Source organism: Streptomyces sp. Edi2, assembly GCF_040253635.1.
Lineage (GTDB): Bacteria > Actinomycetota > Actinomycetes > Streptomycetales > Streptomycetaceae > Streptomyces.
Window position 1 is genome coordinate 4,739,947 of the sequence record NZ_JBEJGX010000003.1, and the last position, 17,866, is coordinate 4,757,812.

The 17,866-nt window shown below is 71.4% G+C and carries 10 protein-coding genes, 2 tRNA genes and 1 pseudogene; 6 read left to right on the plus strand and 7 right to left on the minus strand.

The genetic code is table 11. The features are described 5' to 3' along the window. Nucleotides 1-102: 102 nt before the first annotated feature. On the plus strand, nt 103-1,983 hold the full coding sequence (locus ABR737_RS24335) for a SpoIIE family protein phosphatase (RefSeq protein ID WP_350252256.1): 1,881 nt from the start codon (nt 103-105) through the stop codon (nt 1,981-1,983). Between the two features lie 36 nt (nt 1,984-2,019). On the opposite strand, the gene ABR737_RS24340 is transcribed toward ABR737_RS24335, so the two are convergent. Then, complete coding sequence (locus ABR737_RS24340) at nt 2,020-2,262, minus strand: hypothetical protein (protein WP_350252258.1); 243 nt, start codon at nt 2,260-2,262, stop codon at nt 2,020-2,022. A gap of 346 nt (nt 2,263-2,608) precedes the next feature. On the opposite strand from ABR737_RS24340, the gene ABR737_RS24345 reads away from it, so the two are divergent. Further along, nucleotides 2,609-4,258 (plus strand): long-chain fatty acid--CoA ligase, encoded by a 1,650-nt coding sequence (locus ABR737_RS24345; protein WP_350252260.1) that lies wholly within the window; start codon nt 2,609-2,611, stop codon nt 4,256-4,258. A gap of 216 nt (nt 4,259-4,474) precedes the next feature. On the opposite strand, the gene ABR737_RS24350 is transcribed toward ABR737_RS24345, so the two are convergent. Both ABR737_RS24350 and ABR737_RS24355 read right to left on the minus strand, forming a co-directional pair. Next, a complete protein-coding gene (locus tag ABR737_RS24350; protein WP_350252262.1) occupies nt 4,475-9,088 on the minus strand; it encodes a response regulator in 4,614 nt (1,537 codons plus the stop codon). Between the two features lie 192 nt (nt 9,089-9,280). After that, nucleotides 9,281-10,357 (minus strand): SSI family serine proteinase inhibitor, encoded by a 1,077-nt coding sequence (locus tag ABR737_RS24355; RefSeq protein WP_350252264.1) that lies wholly within the window; start codon nt 10,355-10,357, stop codon nt 9,281-9,283. A 164-nt stretch (nt 10,358-10,521) separates the two neighbouring features. Here ABR737_RS24355 and ABR737_RS24360 point away from each other — a divergent pair. The 4 genes and pseudogenes from ABR737_RS24360 to ABR737_RS24375 form a co-directional block, all read left to right on the plus strand. Beyond that, a tRNA-Ser gene (locus tag ABR737_RS24360) sits at nt 10,522-10,612 on the plus strand. Nucleotides 10,613-11,030: 418 nt separating this feature from the next. Further along, nucleotides 11,031-11,702, plus strand: a complete 672-nt coding sequence (locus tag ABR737_RS24365) for an HD domain-containing protein (RefSeq protein WP_350252265.1) — start codon at nt 11,031-11,033, stop codon at nt 11,700-11,702. A 133-nt stretch (nt 11,703-11,835) separates the two neighbouring features. Next, nucleotides 11,836-11,908, plus strand: a tRNA-Arg gene (locus ABR737_RS24370). 120 nt (nt 11,909-12,028) lie between these two features. Continuing rightward, a pseudogene (locus ABR737_RS24375) lies at nt 12,029-12,298 on the plus strand (NUDIX hydrolase); the annotation flags it as partial. 255 nt (nt 12,299-12,553) lie between these two features. On the opposite strand, the gene ABR737_RS24380 reads toward ABR737_RS24375, so the two are convergent. The 4 genes from ABR737_RS24380 to ABR737_RS24395 all read right to left on the minus strand — a co-directional run bounded on the left by ABR737_RS24380 (nt 12,554) and on the right by ABR737_RS24395 (nt 17,028). After that, nucleotides 12,554-14,137, minus strand: a complete 1,584-nt coding sequence (locus tag ABR737_RS24380) for an nSTAND1 domain-containing NTPase (protein WP_350252266.1) — start codon at nt 14,135-14,137, stop codon at nt 12,554-12,556. Nucleotides 14,138-14,181: 44 nt separating this feature from the next. Further along, a complete protein-coding gene (locus tag ABR737_RS24385; RefSeq protein ID WP_350252268.1) occupies nt 14,182-14,967 on the minus strand; it encodes a serine protease in 786 nt (261 codons plus the stop codon). Between the two features lie 825 nt (nt 14,968-15,792). Next, complete coding sequence (locus tag ABR737_RS24390) at nt 15,793-15,999, minus strand: helix-turn-helix domain-containing protein (protein ID WP_350252269.1); 207 nt, start codon at nt 15,997-15,999, stop codon at nt 15,793-15,795. A 147-nt stretch (nt 16,000-16,146) separates the two neighbouring features. After that, nucleotides 16,147-17,028: a hypothetical protein gene (locus tag ABR737_RS24395; protein WP_350252271.1), complete on the minus strand. Its 882-nt coding sequence runs from the start codon at nt 17,026-17,028 to the stop codon at nt 16,147-16,149. Nucleotides 17,029-17,866: the final 838 nt, after the last annotated feature.

Below are 17,866 nucleotides of genomic sequence, written 5' to 3' on the forward strand. Positions count from 1 at the left end.
TTGGGCAGATATGACATAGTATAAAGCGCTTGTAATGAGTTTTTCCCGGCATATTCAGGGGGCGCAGTGGTAGCGCTGTCCTCCCCGTACACGACGGAATCCGTGTCCCGGAAAGGGCTGCCCGCGAATCAGCTCGCGGCCGCCGGCGCACGTAAATTCGTGCGCGCGCTGCTCACCGAACGGGCGACGGCCCCGCCCGCCACGGCCGGGCCCGGTGCGGCGGCGATCAGCGCCGAGCTCATTCACGATGCCGTGCTGCTCACCAGCGAGCTGGTCACCAATGCCGTGATGTACGCCGGTACCGATATCGATGTGGCCTGCCGCCTGGAGCACGACGGGCCGGGGGCCGCAGGGAGCGACGGGGAGCGCCGCCCGGATGCGGTGGGCGCCGAGAGCGGCGACGGAGAGCGCCGCCGGGCCAAGGTGGGCGTCGTGGTGGAGGTCTCCGACCGCCACCCCGCCCGGGGCGTACGCGGCGGGGTCGACGCCCGCACCGGAGAGCCGGGATTCGGGCTCCAGCTGGTGAGCGCGCTGGCGGAGTCCTGGGGCGTGACCTACCGCCATGCGGTGAAGACCGTCTGGTTCCGCCTGGAGGCCACCGAGGGCGAGCCGTTGCGCGCCCGCGCCGCGCCCGCCGCGCCCCGCCGCCAGTCGCCCGGCCCCGAGCTTCCCGTGCGCCTGGGCCGCCCCGCGCCCCCGCCCGGCCGCCCGCACGGGTTCGCCGCCGAATGGGCCGACCGCGGCGGCCCGTCCTTCCTCGCCGAGACCAGCGAACTGCTGGCCGGGCAGCTCGACCAGGACATGGTCACCGCACTCGCCGCCCAGCTGCTGGTGCCCCGGCTCGCCGACTGGTGCGCCATCTGGCTGACCACGGAGGGCGGCGGGGTGCAGCTGTCGCGGGTCTGGCACGTCGACGAGCGGCGGATCACCCCCCTCCGTGCCGAACTGGAACGGGACCCGCCGTCCGACATCATCCGCACCGCCGGAACCCCCTGGCCCTGGCCGGAATGTGCCGGTGCGGCGCCCTCGGGCGGCTCCGCGCTCGCCTTCCCCCTGGTCGCCCGCGACACCGATCAGGGCATGCTGCTGCTCGGCCGGGCGGGGCACCTCCAGATGACCGACACCGTGGTGCGGATGGTCGAGGACGTGGCGCGCCGGGTCGCACAGGCCGTGTTCACCGCCCGCCAGTACACCCGGCAGACCACGATCAGCCTGGCGCTCCAGCGCCGGCAGCTGCCCGCGACGCTCGCCAGCATCCCGGGCGTCGACACCGCGATCGTCTATGAGCCGCACGGCGAGGGGCAGACCGTCGGCGGCGACTTCTACGACGTCTTCCCGATGGGCGACCGCCGCTGGTGCTTCCTGCTCGGGGACGTCCAGGGCAAGGACCCCGAGGCGATGTCCGTCACCGGACTGGCGCGCCATCTGGTGCGGCTGCTGGCCCGCGAGGGGCATGGCGTCGAGTCGGTGCTCGGCAGGCTGAATCTGGCCATGGCCGAGGAGAGCGCGGAGGCGGTGGAACTGGGCGGCGAGCAGGCCACCTCCCGCTTCCTGAGCCTGCTGTACGGGGAGCTGGAGGTCGATCCGGGCGTCCCCGGGGCCCGCTGTACGGTCGCCAGCGCCGGCCACCCGCCACCGCTGCACATGTTCGTCGACGGCGCCGTGGAGCCGGCCTCCGACCCCCAGATGCTGCTCGGCATCGACGAGGGCACCGAATTCCACGCCAGCTCCTTCGCCCTCCCACCGGGCGAGACGCTGCTGTGCGTCACCGACGGCGTCACCGAACGCCGCTGCGGCAACTGGCAGTTGGACGACAACGACGGCCTGATCGAGGTGATGCGCGACGGCATGGGTCTGGGCGCCAAGGCCCTCGCCGAACACGTACGCCGCGCCGCCCACGACTTCGGCACCGGCCCGGTGGAGGACGACCTGTCAGTGCTGGTCCTCCAGGCGGTGACGCCGGCGGCGGAGCGGAGGCCGTGAGGGGGCGGCGGGCGCGCCGGAGACGGGGCGGCCGGCTCAGGACCGCTGACCGGCGTGGGTGTACACCGGCTTCCCGCCCCCGGAGATCACCCCGCCGCCCATCCCGGCCACCGGATCGAACTGCCCGCCGAACAGCGGCCGCACGAGAGACGGCCCGTCGCCGGAGGCCCGCTGGGCCGGTGCGGCCTGCGACGCCGCCCGGGCGGCACCGGACACTGCGAGCAGCCCGGCACCGCCCAGGGCGACGACGACGAGGAAACGGCGGAGGTGGGGGCGCATATGACGCTCCTTCGGTAGAGGGTTCCGGGTAGCCGGTGGTAACTGGGTGAACGAGCAACCGGGGGGCGGGGTGACCGGGTGACCGGGTGACCGGGTGACCTGGCAGTGTGGTGGCCCTCCGGGATGCGGCCTCCCCACGGACGAGCCCGGTCCCGTCATGAGCACGCTCGCCGCGTACGTCATCGGCATGACCGTCAGTGAGGCCGCCTGGCTGACACCGTCCGCGTTCACCGGCGAGAGCGCGCGGAAGCGGGTAAGAACACACCTCGGAGGGCGTGACATACCAGCCGGTATGCGATGACAATCGCAGCACCACTACCCGCCCGTAACAAAGCGGAGGCACCCGGTGCTCAGCACGATGCAGGACGTACCGCTCACCGTCTCGCGAATCCTGGCCCACGGGGCCACGGTTCACGGCGAGTCGCAGGTCATCACCTGGACCGAGGGAGATCCGCACCGGCGCACCTTCGCCGAGGTCGGCCGCCGGGCCGCACAGCTGGCCCATGCGCTGCGCGAGGAGCTGTCCGTCGCCGACGAGGAACGGGTCGGCACCCTCATGTGGAACAACGCGGAACACCTGGAGGCCTATCTCGCGATCCCCTCCATGGGGGCGGTACTGCACACGCTCAATCTGCGGCTGCCGGCCGAGCAGCTGGTGTGGATCATCAACCACGCCGAGGACCGGGTCGTGCTCGCCAACGGCAGCCTGCTGCCGCTGCTCGCCCCGTTGCTGCCCCAGCTGCCGAACGTCGAGCACATCGTCGTCGTCGGCTTTGGTGACCACTCCCTGGTGGCGGGCGGCCCGGCGCGGGTGCACGACTACGAAGAGCTGATCGCCGGGCGGCCGGAGAGCTACGACTGGCCCTCGATCGATGAGCGGGAGGCCGCGGCCCTGTGCTACACCTCCGGCACCACCGGCGACCCCAAGGGCGTGCTCTACAGCCACCGTTCGCTGTATCTGCACTCGATGCACGTCAACACCGCCGAGGCGTTCGCGCTCAGCTCGCGCGACATCACGCTGCCCGTCGTGCCGATGTTCCACGTCAACGCCTGGGGCCTGCCGCACGCCGCCTTCATGGCCGGTGCCTCGATGCTGATGCCGGACCGCTTCCTGCAGCCCGCGCCGCTCGCCGAGATGATCGAGACCGTACGGCCCACCATCGGCGCCGCCGTGCCCACCATCTGGCAGGGCCTGCTCGCCGAACTCGACGCGACCCAGCGCGATGTGGCCTGTCTGCGGACCGTCGTGATCGGCGGCTCCGCCTGCCCGCCCGCCCTGATGCGCGGCTTCGAGGAGCGGCACGGCATCCGCGTCGTGCACGCCTGGGGCATGACCGAGACCTCCCCGCTGGGCAGCGTCGCCCACCCGCCGGCCGGAGTCAGCGGCGACGACGAGTGGGCCTACCGCGCCACCCAGGGCCGTTTCCCCGCCTCCGTCGAGGCGCGGCTGATCGGCCCCGACGGCGAACAGCTCCCCTGTGACGGCAAGGCCGCGGGCGAACTGGAGGTCCGCGGCCCATGGATCGCCGGCGCCTACTACGGCGGCGCACAGAGCGGACCGCTCCGCCCGGAGGACAAGTTCAGCTCCGACGGCTGGCTGCGCACCGGCGATGTCGGCACCATCACCCCGAACGGCTATCTGACGCTGACCGACCGGGCCAAGGACGTCATCAAGTCCGGCGGCGAATGGATCTCCTCGGTCGAGCTGGAGAACCATCTGATGGCCCATCCGCATGTGGCGGAGGCCGCGGTGGTCGCCGTACCGGACGACAAGTGGGGCGAGCGGCCGCTGGCGACGGTGGTGCTCCACCACGGCGCGACGATCGGGTACGAGGAGCTGAAGGCGTTTCTCGGTGAGCGCATCGCGCGCTGGCAGCTGCCGGAGCGGTGGGCGGTGATTCCGGCGGTGCCCAAGACGAGCGTGGGGAAGTTCGACAAGAAGGTGCTGCGCCGGCAGTACGCGGAGGGGGAGCTGGATGTGACGCTGCTGGCGTGAGCCGGTGGGGGCCGGGCGTACGTCGGTGGTGGGCGGGCGACCGCGGTGGCAGGGTGTCGGTGGCGGGGCGCCCGGCCGGGCCGGTGCCGGGTCGGGCCGTGCGGTGCGGGGAGGGCCGTGCGGTGCCGCGCAGGGCCATCCCGCCGCCCACTGCGCTCAACTCAGTTCAGCTGAGTACAGCTCAGCTGAGTACGGCTCAGCTGAACTCAGCTCAACTCAGTTCGTGCCGATCTTGGCGAGCAGGTCGACGATCCGGGCCTGCACCTCGGCGTTCGTGGAGCGCTCCGCGAGGAAGAGCACCGTCTCGCCGGCCGCCAGCCGCGGCAGCTGCGCCGGGTCCATGTCGGCGGAGGTGTAGACGACCAGCGGCGTGTGGTCGAGCAGGCCGTTGGCGCGCAGCCAGTCGACGATCCCGGCCCGCCGGCGGCGCACCTGCATCAGGTCCATCACGACCAGATTCGGCCGCATCTGCGCGGCGAGGGTGACCGCGTCGGCGTCGCCCCCGGCCCGTGCGACCTGCATCCCGCGCCGCTCCAGCGAGGTGGTGAGGGCGCCCGCGATGGCGTCGTTCTCCTCGATCAGCAGCACCCGTGGCGGGTGGACCTCGCTGTCGCGCGGGGCCAGCGCCTTGAGCAGGACGGCCGGGTCGGCGCCGTATGCCGCCTCCCGGGGGGCCTGTCCCAGACCGGCGGTCACCAGCACCGGGACCTTGGCCGCCCCCGCCGCCTGGCGCAGTGACTGCAGTGCGGTGCGGGTGATCGGCCCGGTCAGCGGGTCGACGAAGAGCGCCGCCGGGTACGCGGCGATCTGGGCGTCCACCTCTTCGCGGGAGTTGACGATGACGGGGCGGTAGCCGCGGTCGCTGAGCGCCTGCTGAGTGGCGACATCCGGCGCCGGCCAGACCAGCAGCCGGCGCGGATTGTCCAGCGGCTCCGGAGGCAACTCGTCATCCATGGGCATGGGCCGACGGTCCATCACCTCTATGGCGCCGTTCGGGCCGTCCAGCGGCTCGGGGCCCTCGCTGCCCTCGTCGGGCGCGGAGATGGCAAAGGCCCGCCCCTCGCCGGCGTCCATCAGGTGCGGATGCGGCTGCGGCGGGGACTGCGGCGGAGCGGGGGCCTGGTTCGGAGCCGGCGGTCTGGGCTGCTGTTGCTGCGGCTGCGGTGCACCGGGGTGTGGACGCGCCTCAGCCGGCATCGACCCCGTCGCCGTGCCCTCCTGCGGCGGCGCGGCGAGCTTACGGCGGCGGCCCGAACCTGCGGACGTACCGCCGGGGGGTGTGCTGCCGGGCGGTGGGGTGCCCGGGGGCGGGGGCACCTGCGGGCGCTGCTGGTCGGCGATCTGCTGGGTGAACGGCACGCCCTGCCCGAGGGTGCGCACGCTGAACGCCCGCCCGTGGGAGTGTCCCGCGGCGTGCGCGTCGTCCTCGGCGGCGGGCGGCAGCGGCTGATGGTGCGGGCCGGCGGCGGGGCCGCCCTGCGGGGGCACGGGCGGCTGCCCAGCGGCCTCTTCGGCGGGGCTGGGGCGACCGCGCCGACGGCCGGTGGGGGCCGGAGCACCGGGCGCCTGGGTGCTCTGGGGGTTCTGGGGGTCTTGGGTGGCGGGTGGTCCGTGGGGTGGCTGGGGCGCGTTGGGCGCCTGGTGCGCACTCGCATCCGGGGCCTGGGCCGGGGCCTGGCCCGCTGTCGGGGCCTGGGGCTGGGCCTGGGCGATCCCGGGCGCCGTGCCGGTGGCCGTACCCGTCGCCTCCGCCGGCTCGGTGTGCTGCGCCACGAGCCCCTCCGGGCCCGCGACGAACGTGCCGGACGACTCGGAATCGGCCATGGCGGCCGCCGCCCGCTCCTCGGCCGCGGCCCGTCTGGCCCGCCGCCGGCCGGTCGGCTCGCCGTCCCACTCGCCGTGCGCCGCACCGGCGTTGACGGCCGCCTCCAGCTCGTATCCCGGCTGTCCGCCGGACGTCGCCTGCTCCGGTCCGTTGGCCACCGGCCGACGCGCCCGACGGCGTCCCGTGCCTGCGGCCTCCTGAGGACCGGCAGCCTCCTGCGGACCGGCCTGCGCGGGCACCTGGTCAGCGGTAGCGGGCAGCGACGACTGCGGGCTCCGGTCCGCCGCGGCGGGCGGCAGCGCAAAGGCGGTACGCGCTCCGGCCTGCTGCTGCCCCCTGGAGGCGGCGGCCGCCGAAGCCGGCTCCCGGTCACCCTGCGCGGACCGCTCGGGTGCCTCGGCCAGCGCCCGGCGCGCCCGCCGACCGCCCGGCTGTACGGGGCCGAGCCCCTGCGGCACGCCCGGAGCCGGCGCCTGCCCCGGAACGTGCGGCTGCCCGGGAGCCGGAGTCTGTCCCGGGACCGAGGCCTGCCCCGACGCCTGCCCCGGCGCCGAGGCCTGCCCGGGAATCTGCGGACGGGCGGGAAGCGGACGTGCAGGAGCCGGAGCCGAGCCCGGCCCAGTCGCCGGAGCGGGGACCGGTGCGGATGCCTGCCCGTTGGCCGACGGCGTCGCCCCGGGGAGCGCCTTGGCACCGGCCGCCGGGCCGCCCTGTGCGCCCGCCACCGGACCGTGCCCGGGCTGCTGTCCCGATCCTGACGTTTGCCCCGATCCTGATGTCTGGCCCGATCCCGAACTCTGGCCCGTTCCGGAGGGGAGCGCGGGCAGCCCGCCGCCCTCCGTGGTGTCCTGCCGTGCCCGGCGCCGTCCGGTCGGCGGTACGGACTCGGCACCCGTCATGCCCGGCGGCAGCCCCGCACCGTCCCCGGGCCGGCCGCCCTGCGTAACCGGCCCGCCGTCACCGTGCGGCGGATGCGCCCCGCGGCCGCCCTCGGCCGCGCCGGGGCCCAGTTCGCCCGTCCCCGTCCGGCCGTCGCCCACGGCACCGTGCGCCGCACCGGCCCCCGGCCCCGCGCCCGGACCGCCCGGGTGCGCGCCGTGATCCGCGCCCTGCTCCGCTCCCGAGTGCCGCGCACGGCGACGGCCGGTCGGCTGTGCCCCGCGCGCCTGCTCCGGCACCACGGCACCGCCATTGCCACCGAGAGGCCCACCGGTCCCACCGGTCCCACCAGACCCGCCCGACCCACCGGGACCACCCGACCCACCGGGCCGGCCCTCGTCGCCGCCCTCGTGGCCTTCGCCGCCCGGCCCCTGATCGCCATGGCCCGAGCCATGACCGGCGCCGTTACCCGAGCCCTCGCCCGTGTCCGCGGCATTGCCCCGGGTGCCCCGCGCATGGGCAGCCGGTACCGGCATCACCGTCGTCTCGTTGCCGGTCGGCCCGTCCGCCCGGTCCGCGCCGCCCGTCGCGCCGTCCACCGTCGTACCGTCCGCCACCACCGGCAGCTCCAGCACATAGGCACTGCCGCCCGCGCCGGGCCCGCCGCCGGGCACCTCGTGCGTCTGCACCAGCCCGCCGTGCTTCCGCACGATCCCGCGCACGATCGGCTCATGGACCGGGTCGCCGCCGTCAAACGGGCCGCGCACCTCGATCCGTACGACATCGCCGCGCTTGGCCGCCGCCACCACGATCGTCGAATCGCCGGGGATCGGCCCCGAACGCCCGCCGACGGCAGCCTCACCGGCCGGCATCCGGCCCGTCGAGTCCACCCCCGCGACATCCGCGATCAGGTGGGAGAGCGCCTGGGCGATCCGCTCCGCGTCGACCGTCGCCTCTATCGGCGGCGCATGCACCGCGAACTGCGCCCGGCCGGGACCGATCAGCTCGATCGCGCCCTCCACGCCGGCCGCGACCACACCGTCCAGCGAAACCTTCGTGCGGTTGAGCTTTTCCTTGCCGGAGTCCAGCCGCTGATAGCTCAGGACGTTGTCCACCAGCGTCGTCATCCGGGCGTGGCCGGCCGCGAGGTGGTGCAGGATCTGGTTCGCCTCGGGCCAGAGCTGGCCGGCCGGGTCGGAGGCGAGCGTGCCCAGCTCGCCCTTCAGCTCCTCCAGCGGCCCGCGCAGCGCCTGGTCGAGCACCGCCAGCAGCTGGGTGTGCCGGGCCGCCAGCGAGTCGAACGCACGGCGGTCGGTGAAGGTCATCACCGCGCCGACGAGCTGATCGCCGTCCCGCACCGGCGCCGTCGTCAGATCGACGGGCACCGCCCGCCCGTCCTTCGACCACAGCGCCTGCCCGCGCACCCGGTGCTTGCGCCCGGACTTGAGGGTGTCGGCCAGCGGGGTGTCCTCCCACGGCAGCGCCGAGCCGTCCGCCCGCGAGTGGTGGATCAGCGGGTGCAGCTCCTTGCCGCCCAGCTCGCTCGCCCGGAACCCCAGGATCTGCGCGGCGGACGGATTGACCAGGACGACCTTGCCCTCGGCGTCCACACCGACCACGCCCTCGGCCGCGGCCCGCAAGATCATCTCGGTCTGCCGCTGCTGGCGGGCCAGCTCGGTCTCGGTGTCCAGCGTCCCGGTCAGATCACGGACGACGAGCATCAGCAGCTCATTGCCCGTGTAGCCATTGCGGTGATCGGCGTACGCGGCCTCGAAGGCGGACTCGTACGGGGTGCGCCCGTCCTCCAGGTTGGCGCTGGTCACCTCGACCAGCAGCTCGGTCCCGTCCGTCCGCCGCGCGACCATGCGGGTCGGCTTCGTCCGGCCGCCCTCGGTGTCCTCGTCCCGGCGCCGCATGGAGCCGGGGATGCGCTTGGAGTCGAAGGACGGCAGCAGATCGAGCAGCCCGCGCCCCACCAGGGCCGTGCCCGGCGCCTCGAAGGTCTCCAGCGCGATGGAGTTGGCGTTGACGACCGTGCCGTTGCAGTTGACGAGCAACAGCGCGTCGGGGAGGGCATCGAGTATGGCTGCGAGGCGAGCAGCGCCTCGGGATGGCCTGCTGCTCACGACGACGCTTCCTCCCTGTTACCGCACCTTGCCGACCCACCGTGGCGGATCGCTGGAATGGAGTCTACGGGCACTTGCCCCAGGCGCGGAGGCGGATGACGAGGAGGTAATGCCACGGCCTTGTGCGACTCACCGCACGCCCGACATGTACCCCTCGTCCTGACCTGGCGCGCTACTAGGGCACGAACCGGGTCAGGAACTGGTCGAAGGGAGCAGGGGTTCGAACCGGCCCCAGCGGCTGATCTCACACCCATTGGTGCGCCGGAAATCCGCGTTGACGGGGCGCCCCGCCCAGGTCCCGGTGACATGCGCGGTGGCCGGGCCGCCGTACATCATCGTGCAGTTCACGCCCTGCGGTACGGGGGCGAACGGGTCTTTGCCCCACTTCGTCATCCCGTCCAGCTTGGCGCAGGCGCCCTTGATGTGACGGTGGTTGCCCCTGCCCGGATGGCAGTACAGCTCGAAGGTGCCATCGGTGGCCGCCGAACCGGAGCCGTGGACGGTGACGGTGAGGTGGTCGGCGGGGGTGCGGGGAGAGACCGGTGTGCCGGGGGAATCCGGTGTGCGGCGGGAAACCGGCGTGCCGTGGCCGACGGGCGTGCCATGGGTGACGGGCGTGTTGTGGCCGCCGGACGTGTCGCGGCCGAGGGGCGGGCGGTGGCCGAGGGGCGCGTCGTGACCGGCGGGGGTGCCGTGTCCGAGGGAGGCTCCGTGACCGGTGGTGGTGCTGTGGCCGAGGGGTACGTCGTGACGAGCGGGTGTGGGGATGCGGTGATCGACGGGTGCCTCGTGACCGACGGGGGTGCGGTGCTCGCGAGTCGCGCCGCCTGCAACGGGTCTGCCGTGATCAACGTGTCTGGCATGCCCGGTGCGACCGGTGCGGTCGGTGCGACCGGTGCGGCCGGGGTGAGCGGTGCGGCCGGGGTGAGCGGCGGTTGGGAGGTGGCCCGCGCCCGTGATGTCACTGATGCCGCTGATGCCGCCCCCGGACCAGTGGTGCCGCAGCGGGATCGGGGCGGCCGACGCGGCGGGCGCCGCCAGGACCAGCGCCGCGCTGACGGAGACGACGGACACGGCGGCGGTGGCGGAGACGCGGCCCGCGGCGGCCGTGGTGGCGGTCAGGCGGGTCGCGGCCGTGGTGGCGGCGCTGGCGGCCGCGGCGAAGAGGGACGACATCCGGCGGTGCGGCATCACAGGCTCCAGGGAGGCGAGTGCGGGGCGGTACGCGGCACGTACACGCCGGGGGCGCACGACGACGCGAGTCGCCACGGCCCCGACACTTCTAACGCGCTGCCGCCCCCGACGTTGCGCTGCAGGAACGTCTTTGCTCGCCGGCCCGCACGCCTAGTACCGTAGGGGGCGATTGGTGACAGCCCTGGGGGCTGTGCCATCATCTGGACACACCACAGCGTGCCTGCACGCGTGGGGTGTGTGGAGGCGTCGCCTAGTCCGGTCTATGGCGCCGCACTGCTAATGCGGTTTGGGGCTTACCCCCCATCGAGGGTTCAAATCCCTCCGCCTCCGCTCTTCTTCGTTCAGGCCCCGGTCCTCACAGACCGGGGCCTGAACGCTTTTCTGCCCTTCCAAAGCGATCTTCCGGGCCCTGCGGCAAGGCCACCTGCCCCCGCACAGGCAATCTGCTCCCTGCTCCCCCTGCTCCCCCTGCTCCCCCTGCTCCCCCTGCTCCCCCTGCTCCCGGAGCCCCGCCGGCGGCCCGCACCCGCGGAGTGATCTTGCCTTCCCCGCGGCCTCACGTCGCTCCCTCAGGCGGCTCCTTCAGGTGGCTCCCTCGCACGGCACCGGATTCACCCGCCCGGAGCGCCCCACGCCCCGCCATGCCATCCAGGCGACCCGCGCCCCGCCATGCCATCCACGGGCAACATCCAGGCCAACCGGATCCGCGTACGGGGCGAGGGTCACCCATCCACGCGACCCTGGACCCATGACACCTCAAGACCGCTCACCCTCGTCGGCCGCCGACTCCGCCATCGGGGGCATCCCGCTCCCCGACAGCCGGCTGGCCCGGGAAGCCACCGAGCTGATCCGCGATGTCACCGACGACCTCATCTACCACCACTCCCGCCGCGTCTACCTCTTCGGCGCCCATCACGGCCGCCGGCACGGCCTGGCCTTCGACCCGGAGCTGCTGTACGTAGGGGCGCTCTTCCATGACCTCGGCCTCACCGAGAAGTTCCGCACCTCCCAGCAGCGCTTCGAGCTCGACGGCGCCGACGAGGCCCGCGCCTTCCTGACCGCCCGCGGTATCCCCGCGGACCGCGCCCGCCTGGTCTGGGAGGGCATCGCCCTGCACACCACCCCGGAAATCCCGCACCACATGGCCCCGGAAGTGGCGCTCGTCACAGCCGGCGTCGAACTCGACGTCCTCGGCATCGGCTACGACACCCTTCCCCCGGAAACCCGCGAGGCCGTCGTCGCCGCGCACCCACGCCCCGACTTCAAGCGCCGCATCCTCCACGCCTTCCACGCCGGCCTGGCCCACCGCCCCCAGACCACCTTCGGCAACGTGAAGGCCGACGTCCTGGACCGCTTCGAAGAGGACTACACCCGCCCGAACTTCGTCCAGATCATCGAGGACTCCCCCTGGCCCGAATAGCCCCCCGAACCTCCCCAGAGGTGCGTTTCCGCAGGTCAGAGGTGCTGCGAGCAATGGATTTCGCCTCACGGCGCAGGTCATGTAATGTTGTTCCCGCAACGCCGACCGGCAAGAAAAACCGCCGGAAAGCCAAGCGCTCGTAGCTTAACGGATAGAGCATCTGACTACGGATCAGAAGGTTGCAGGTTCGAATCCTGCCGAGCGCACAGCAGATCAAAGCCCCCGCCGGGTAATCCGGACGGGGGCTTTGTCGTGCCGTACAGCAGCGAAGTACAGCAACCGGGTCAGCCGGCGCCACCCATCGCTTCGGAAAGCTTGCCCGCCGGCAAGAGACGGGCATCCACGTCGACGTCGACGAGCTCACCGGGGTCTACAAGAACACGACGCGAGGCATCGTCGCCCTGGTCTTCCGCTGCAAGCCGGTCGGCGGTGAGGAGCGCACCTCCAGCGAGTCGACGGCCGTTACCTGGCTCACGCCCGACGAGGTGGTCGAGTCCATGTCCGAGGTCTACGCGGTCCGGTTCCTGGATGCCCTGGATGGGGCAGGCCCTCACGTACGAAGCCACGACGGCAAGCGACTGACGCCCGTGCGATAGAACTTTCCCTACTTCATCAAGCCCCGGCTGCCCTCCGCTCCGCCGGGCGCGCTCCCGGCTCCGCGCCGGGGCGCCGCTCCTGCCTTCGGCCCGCTCCGCCCACGCTGCGCCGACGCGCGCCCTGGTAAGGATTGGCTGGCGGCGTGAGGTCAGAACTGTCGCTCTTTGCGAGATCGTCTACGAGATCCCCATCAGTCGTTAGTTGTGGTGGCGCATGACATTGGTGCCCTGCCACGGTCACCAGGGCGGACACGTTCAGGGTGCATCAGGTGCCCCACCAGACGGTGGAGGCTGACTAGGGTCAGGTTCGGCAGGCGACGTGGAGGCTGGTGAATCGCCGTTGGTGGAGGGGGCCGGCGGGAGCCCTGCGCGGGCTCTGGTGACATCGGCTTCCGCACGCATCATCTCGGCCCTTGCTCGGATGAGATCCGCCTCGGCTTGTCCCCGGGCCTGCACGTACTTGGCGTAAGCGGTCAGAGTGACGCCAATCAAAGTGCCGGTGGCAGTGCCCAGGGCGACGATCGCCGTCACCACCGCGGGGGTATCGGAGGGCCCCAGCCGTGCGTGCAGTCGGAAGGTTTCGAGCACTTCACGCACGCTGATCGACGCGGCAGCCAGCAAGACGGCGATCCACAATCCGACAACTGCCAATGCCTTCCAGTCCTGCCTGCCTTCCGAGCCCCTGCCCTGCCTCATCGACGTGGCTACCCTTCCGATCGCTCTGGATGCCCCCTGCACTGCCCTACCGGCGCGCCACCGGGAGCGGCGGCTGAGAAGGATGTAGCCGCGTTCGTCGGCTGAGACGTCCTCGGGGTGTTCGGCAAGTCTGTGCAAGGCCTCTTCCAGGTCGGATCCGCCCAACAAGTGAGCGGGCTCCCGGTGTCGTGCCTGCCAGCGACGGAGGTCGGCCCGCAGCTGCTCCTGCCAGACGCGGAAGCCCCGGTAGTCGACGAGCCATTGCCTTAGGCGCGGCCATAGCTGGATCAGCGACTCGTGCGGCAGGTCGACTATCTCCTCTCCGCCGGCACCACTCGGGGCGTGGGAGAGAACGACGAGCTTGCGGGTGGCCAGCTTCCGTGCCAGGTCGAGGAGGTCGGGGGCGAGGTCGGCGACGCGCATGGGCCTCCGGAAAAAGGTGTCACCGTCGCCGGGCCGGGCCAGCTGTACGAACAGCCGCCGGGCAGCATGCTGTTCGGCCTGTGTCAGCGTGACCAGGGTGAGGTCCGCGTACACCGCGATCGTGCCCGCGACGCCGCCCATGGCGTCGTAGGCGGCATGGGTGAGCGTCGAGCGGGTGCGGTGCTTCCAAAGCTCAGTCAGGGTGAGCTGGACCAGCGGCATCCGCCCGGGCTCATTGCCCGCATCCGTGACGATCCGCTCTGGCAGGCCCGGCTCGAACCACAGTCGTGGCACCGCTTCGACGGGCCCAGTCACCGTCAGCGCCAGTTCATCTCGGGTCAACGGCGCGAGGAAATGCACGGCCTCGCTGACGAGGTCGGAAGTGCTGGCGGTGACCAGCGCATCGAGGGATTCGGGCCGTACGGTGGTGACAACCCGCAGCGCGGCGGCGACGTCCTTGCCGGCCAATGAGGCGAGCAGCCCGAACAGGTCACGTGCGGCCCCCGGTTCGGCGCCCGCGTACTCCTCCAGTTGGTCGACGAAGAGGACGTGTCCGGCGCTGGCGCCACGAGCAAGGACCCTGGCCCGCAGTTCTTCTGTCACATAGTCGGTCTTCAGGAGCTCAGCCAGCCCGTCGGCCCTACTGTGGCGTTCTGCCTCGCCGAGCGCCGGCTCCAGGAAGTCCGTCAGCGCCCGGGCAAGTATGGCGGCCGCAGGCACCCCGGGCATGGCCCGCAGCTCGGAAATGCTCATGCCCTCAGCCCTCAGCCCTCAGCCCGCAGCCGGGGCAGCACCCCTGCCCGTACGAGGGACGACTTTCCGCAGCCCGCGGGCCCGACCACCACTGTCACCGGCTGCGTGCGCACGGCCGTGTGTAGGCGCGTGGTGTTGTTGTCGCGGCCGTAGAAGAACTCCGCGTCCTCCTCCGTGAACGCCGAGAGCCCCTGGAACGGGCAGCGCGGCTGGAGGATCGGTTCATTGACCAGCGCGTCCGACGGCAACAGATGTGCGGTGCTCTCGCCCAGGTTCGCGGCGACCATCATTCCGACGACGCCGTACAGCCTGCTGTCCCAGACCGGCGCTCCGCTGAACTCCTCCAGGCTGCGCGGCCCCGGCCCCTGTGTCTCCATCTGCACCCAGCCCAAGGCCTGCCCGGCGCCCAGTGTGCCCCAGACCCAGACGCCGTGGTCGGCCCCGGCCGGGTAGCCGAACGCCCTGAAATCGTTGCGCGGTGTGTCGGTCCTCTCGACGAACGGCACCGGTCGTCCGCCCTCGACGGCCGTGTCCAGGCGCAGCAGCGCGACATCCGCCCCGCCGAACCGCCAGGACACCACCGTCGTCCGTACCCGAGGGCGGCCGTCCAGCAGCGGAAAGTCGAGGTCCACCGGCTGGCTTGGTGCCTGCTCGGCGGTAGCCGACACCCCGAGCGCCCTGGCGACGACATGGGCGCAGGTGCACACCACATCGGTCCTTACGAGGAACCCGGCGCCGACCGCCTCACCCGTGGCCGAGCGGACCCGCACCTGCGACGCCTCCACGATGTCGCTCACCCATCCAGAGACCACGAGCCCCCCATTGCTCACACGTTGATCAGCACATGGCACATCAGCATCTTTTTGTGCAGCGGCATCGCACAACTAACCGTGCGCAGAACCTGATTGAGGCTGCGCACACTGCATGGTCCGTACACAGCACCCGCTCGGCCCCAGCTCAGACACAAGCAGCAGAGTAGCGGTCAGGACTTCGCGGCCACGGTCGTTCGATCAAGCTCTTTAACCGCTCGCCGCCGTCCCGAAGCAGCTCACGTTCGGGGATCTCGTCGAACCAACGTCATGAGGCGTCACGCAGGGCAGCGCGCAGGATCACCAACAGGAAGCGCACGGTCCGGTCAGACGGGAGCTGCTTGCAGCACTTCCCGAGGCACAGCAGCGCTGCTTGTGCTCCGGACGGCTCTTGTCCTTGCCCTGCACGCAGCACTGGCAGGTGGCAGCCGTCTTGGTGAGGAACGCGCGGATGACGCGGGCGGTGAGCCGCGCCAGCTTCTTCCTGCCGAAGTCCGCGGTGACGAGTTGCGGACCAGCGACTCGTAGTTGACGTAAGTCGTCCTGCGGACCTTGCCCTTCGCGACGTTCGACAGGCAGTACGTCAGGTACACGCTCAGCGTCATCTTGCTGGTCGCGACCGGGAGGCCGTTCAGGGAGCCGGCCTTGAGCCTGGTCGGCTTCTCGTGTGCGTCGTCCCAGGTCCTGCCGTAGACGCTGCGCCGCTTGTACGTGCCGTCGCTGGTGAGGACGTACGCGCTGCCCTCCCAGCGGCCGTCCTTGCGCTGGTAGATGGTCCCTCGTTGTTGGCATTCTTCTTCGGCTTGGCGGCCATCAGGCAGCTTCCTGTTCTGTGCGGAGGGATATGTAGGCGTCCAGGGCGGCATCGCTGATGCGACGGCAGCGGCCGATCGTGAAGAAGGCGAGCTCACGGGACCGGATCAGGTCGTGGACCTTCCAGCGGCTGATGCCGAGACGCCTGGCGACCTGGTCCGCAGGAGCTGTGCGAGCTGTTCCGGTGGTGCCGGAGACGGTGGTCATACGTCCGCAGGGCGGCAGGGGTAGCAGAGCCGGAGACGGTCAGTGCCTGGCAGACGGCTCTTCCCGTCTCCACTGCCTCAAGGTGTCAGAGGTGACGGCGGCCGGTGTCCGGCCGCCGTCGAGCTCTCGCGAGGGTGCGGTTGGGGGTCAGCCCAAGCAGCCAGGGACCGCGGTGGGGCTGCCGGCGCAGTTGGTGGGGTGGTTGTTGTGGACGGAGCTGAGGAGGAGTGCGACGCTTCCGGTGTCGTTGTAGATACCGCCGGGAGCGTTGGTGGCGGTGTTGTCGGACACGCTGCTCGCGATGAGAGTCGTCGTGGCTCCGGCACCGCCGAAGTTGGCGACTCCGCCCCCGACACCCGTCGGCCCGGATGCCGTGTTGTGGTTGATGTTGCTTTGAAGGATTTTCAGTGTCGCGTCGTTGGCCACTCCGCCGCCCTTTTCCTGCGCCGTGTTCTGGGTGATGGAACTCTGGGCGATGGTCATATCGCCGTCGTTGGCCAGACCGCCGCCGTTATGGATCACGGTGTTGCCTGAGATGATGCTCTGCGCGACGCGGGTGGTGGAACCGGTGTTGCCGCCGATTCCGCCGGAGAAGTCGGCGCGGTTGTTACGAATGACGGATTGCACGACGTTGAGGGTTCCGTCGTTGCGGATGCCGCCGCCGAAGTCTCCTGTCGCGTCACCGTTGCTGATGGTGGTGTGGGCCAAGCTCAGTTTTCCGGAGGCGTCCACCTTGAGGATGCGGAAGGCGGGGGCCGATCCTGCGCGGGTGATGGTGGCGCCGTTGCCCAGGATGTTGATCGTGTTCTGGACGGACGGCAGGGGGCTGGGCAGGGCGTAGACGCAGCCCGGTGCCAGGATGAGCGTGCCACCTGAGGTGTTTGCCGTGGTGATGGCGCTCGCCAGTGCGGCAGGGGAGCACGGGACCAACGTTTGTGCGGCTGCCGGTGTGATGGCGAGGCCGGTGGCCACGAGGGTTGCGCCGGCCACGGTGGCGAGTGCGCGGATTGCCGTTCGGCTGTGCTTCATTGCTGCTCCTAGGATGTGTGGAGACGGAGAGTTCACGGGCCTTTTCCGGTGAGCCTGGGAACGAATTGCGGTTTCGATTCGGCGCCTTGTATCGCTTGTCGAATTGCGGTCATGGCGCGTGGTCGGCGTCCGGCCAGATTTCGCCGGAGCGGAAGAGGGGCTATGAGGACCGCTAACGCCAGTCGAGCGAATTGACCGTCAGGTCGGCCGGATGGGCGTCACATTTCAGGTTCTCTTGCGCCTCTTGACCGGAGCGCCGTCCGACTGTTGAGAGGCGCGGCCCGGCAGTGCCAGGAGCCATGCTCGTCGGCGCGGGCTCGGAACTGCCGTTGGGCCTGTCAGACAGTGATGACGGCGCCGTGGGCGCCGACATCTCTCGTCCCGCGGGGCTCATCGGCGTCGCTTTCACCCCGGCCATGTGCACCGGGAGCGACTGCGCGGTGGTCCACATGCATGTCGTATCCATGACAGCCTCCTTGGAGTCAGGGGCCGTCAACCACCCTTCTGGGGCCGCCTCGTTCGCCACGGCTCAGCGGGTGGTGAAGTCTCCTCAGCGGGGGTGCCCACTCCGCAGCCATACCGAGGTCTCATGTTCTTCCTCGGCACGGCCGTCCACCCCCGGTGAGGGATGGGCGGCCCGCCGGATTTCCACTTCCAGCAGTAAGGCACCGCCGGCAAACCGCGTCTACGCAGCCGACTGAATTTGACCCGTATGGCGGAGCGTGCGGAGTCATCGCTGGGATGGTGTCCTGCATGGTCAGGAGAGCCCCCCGGCCGTCGTCGATGTCCTTGGATCCGGTCCCATACCAGGGCCCTGCTCCGCTGGACATCGGCGGTA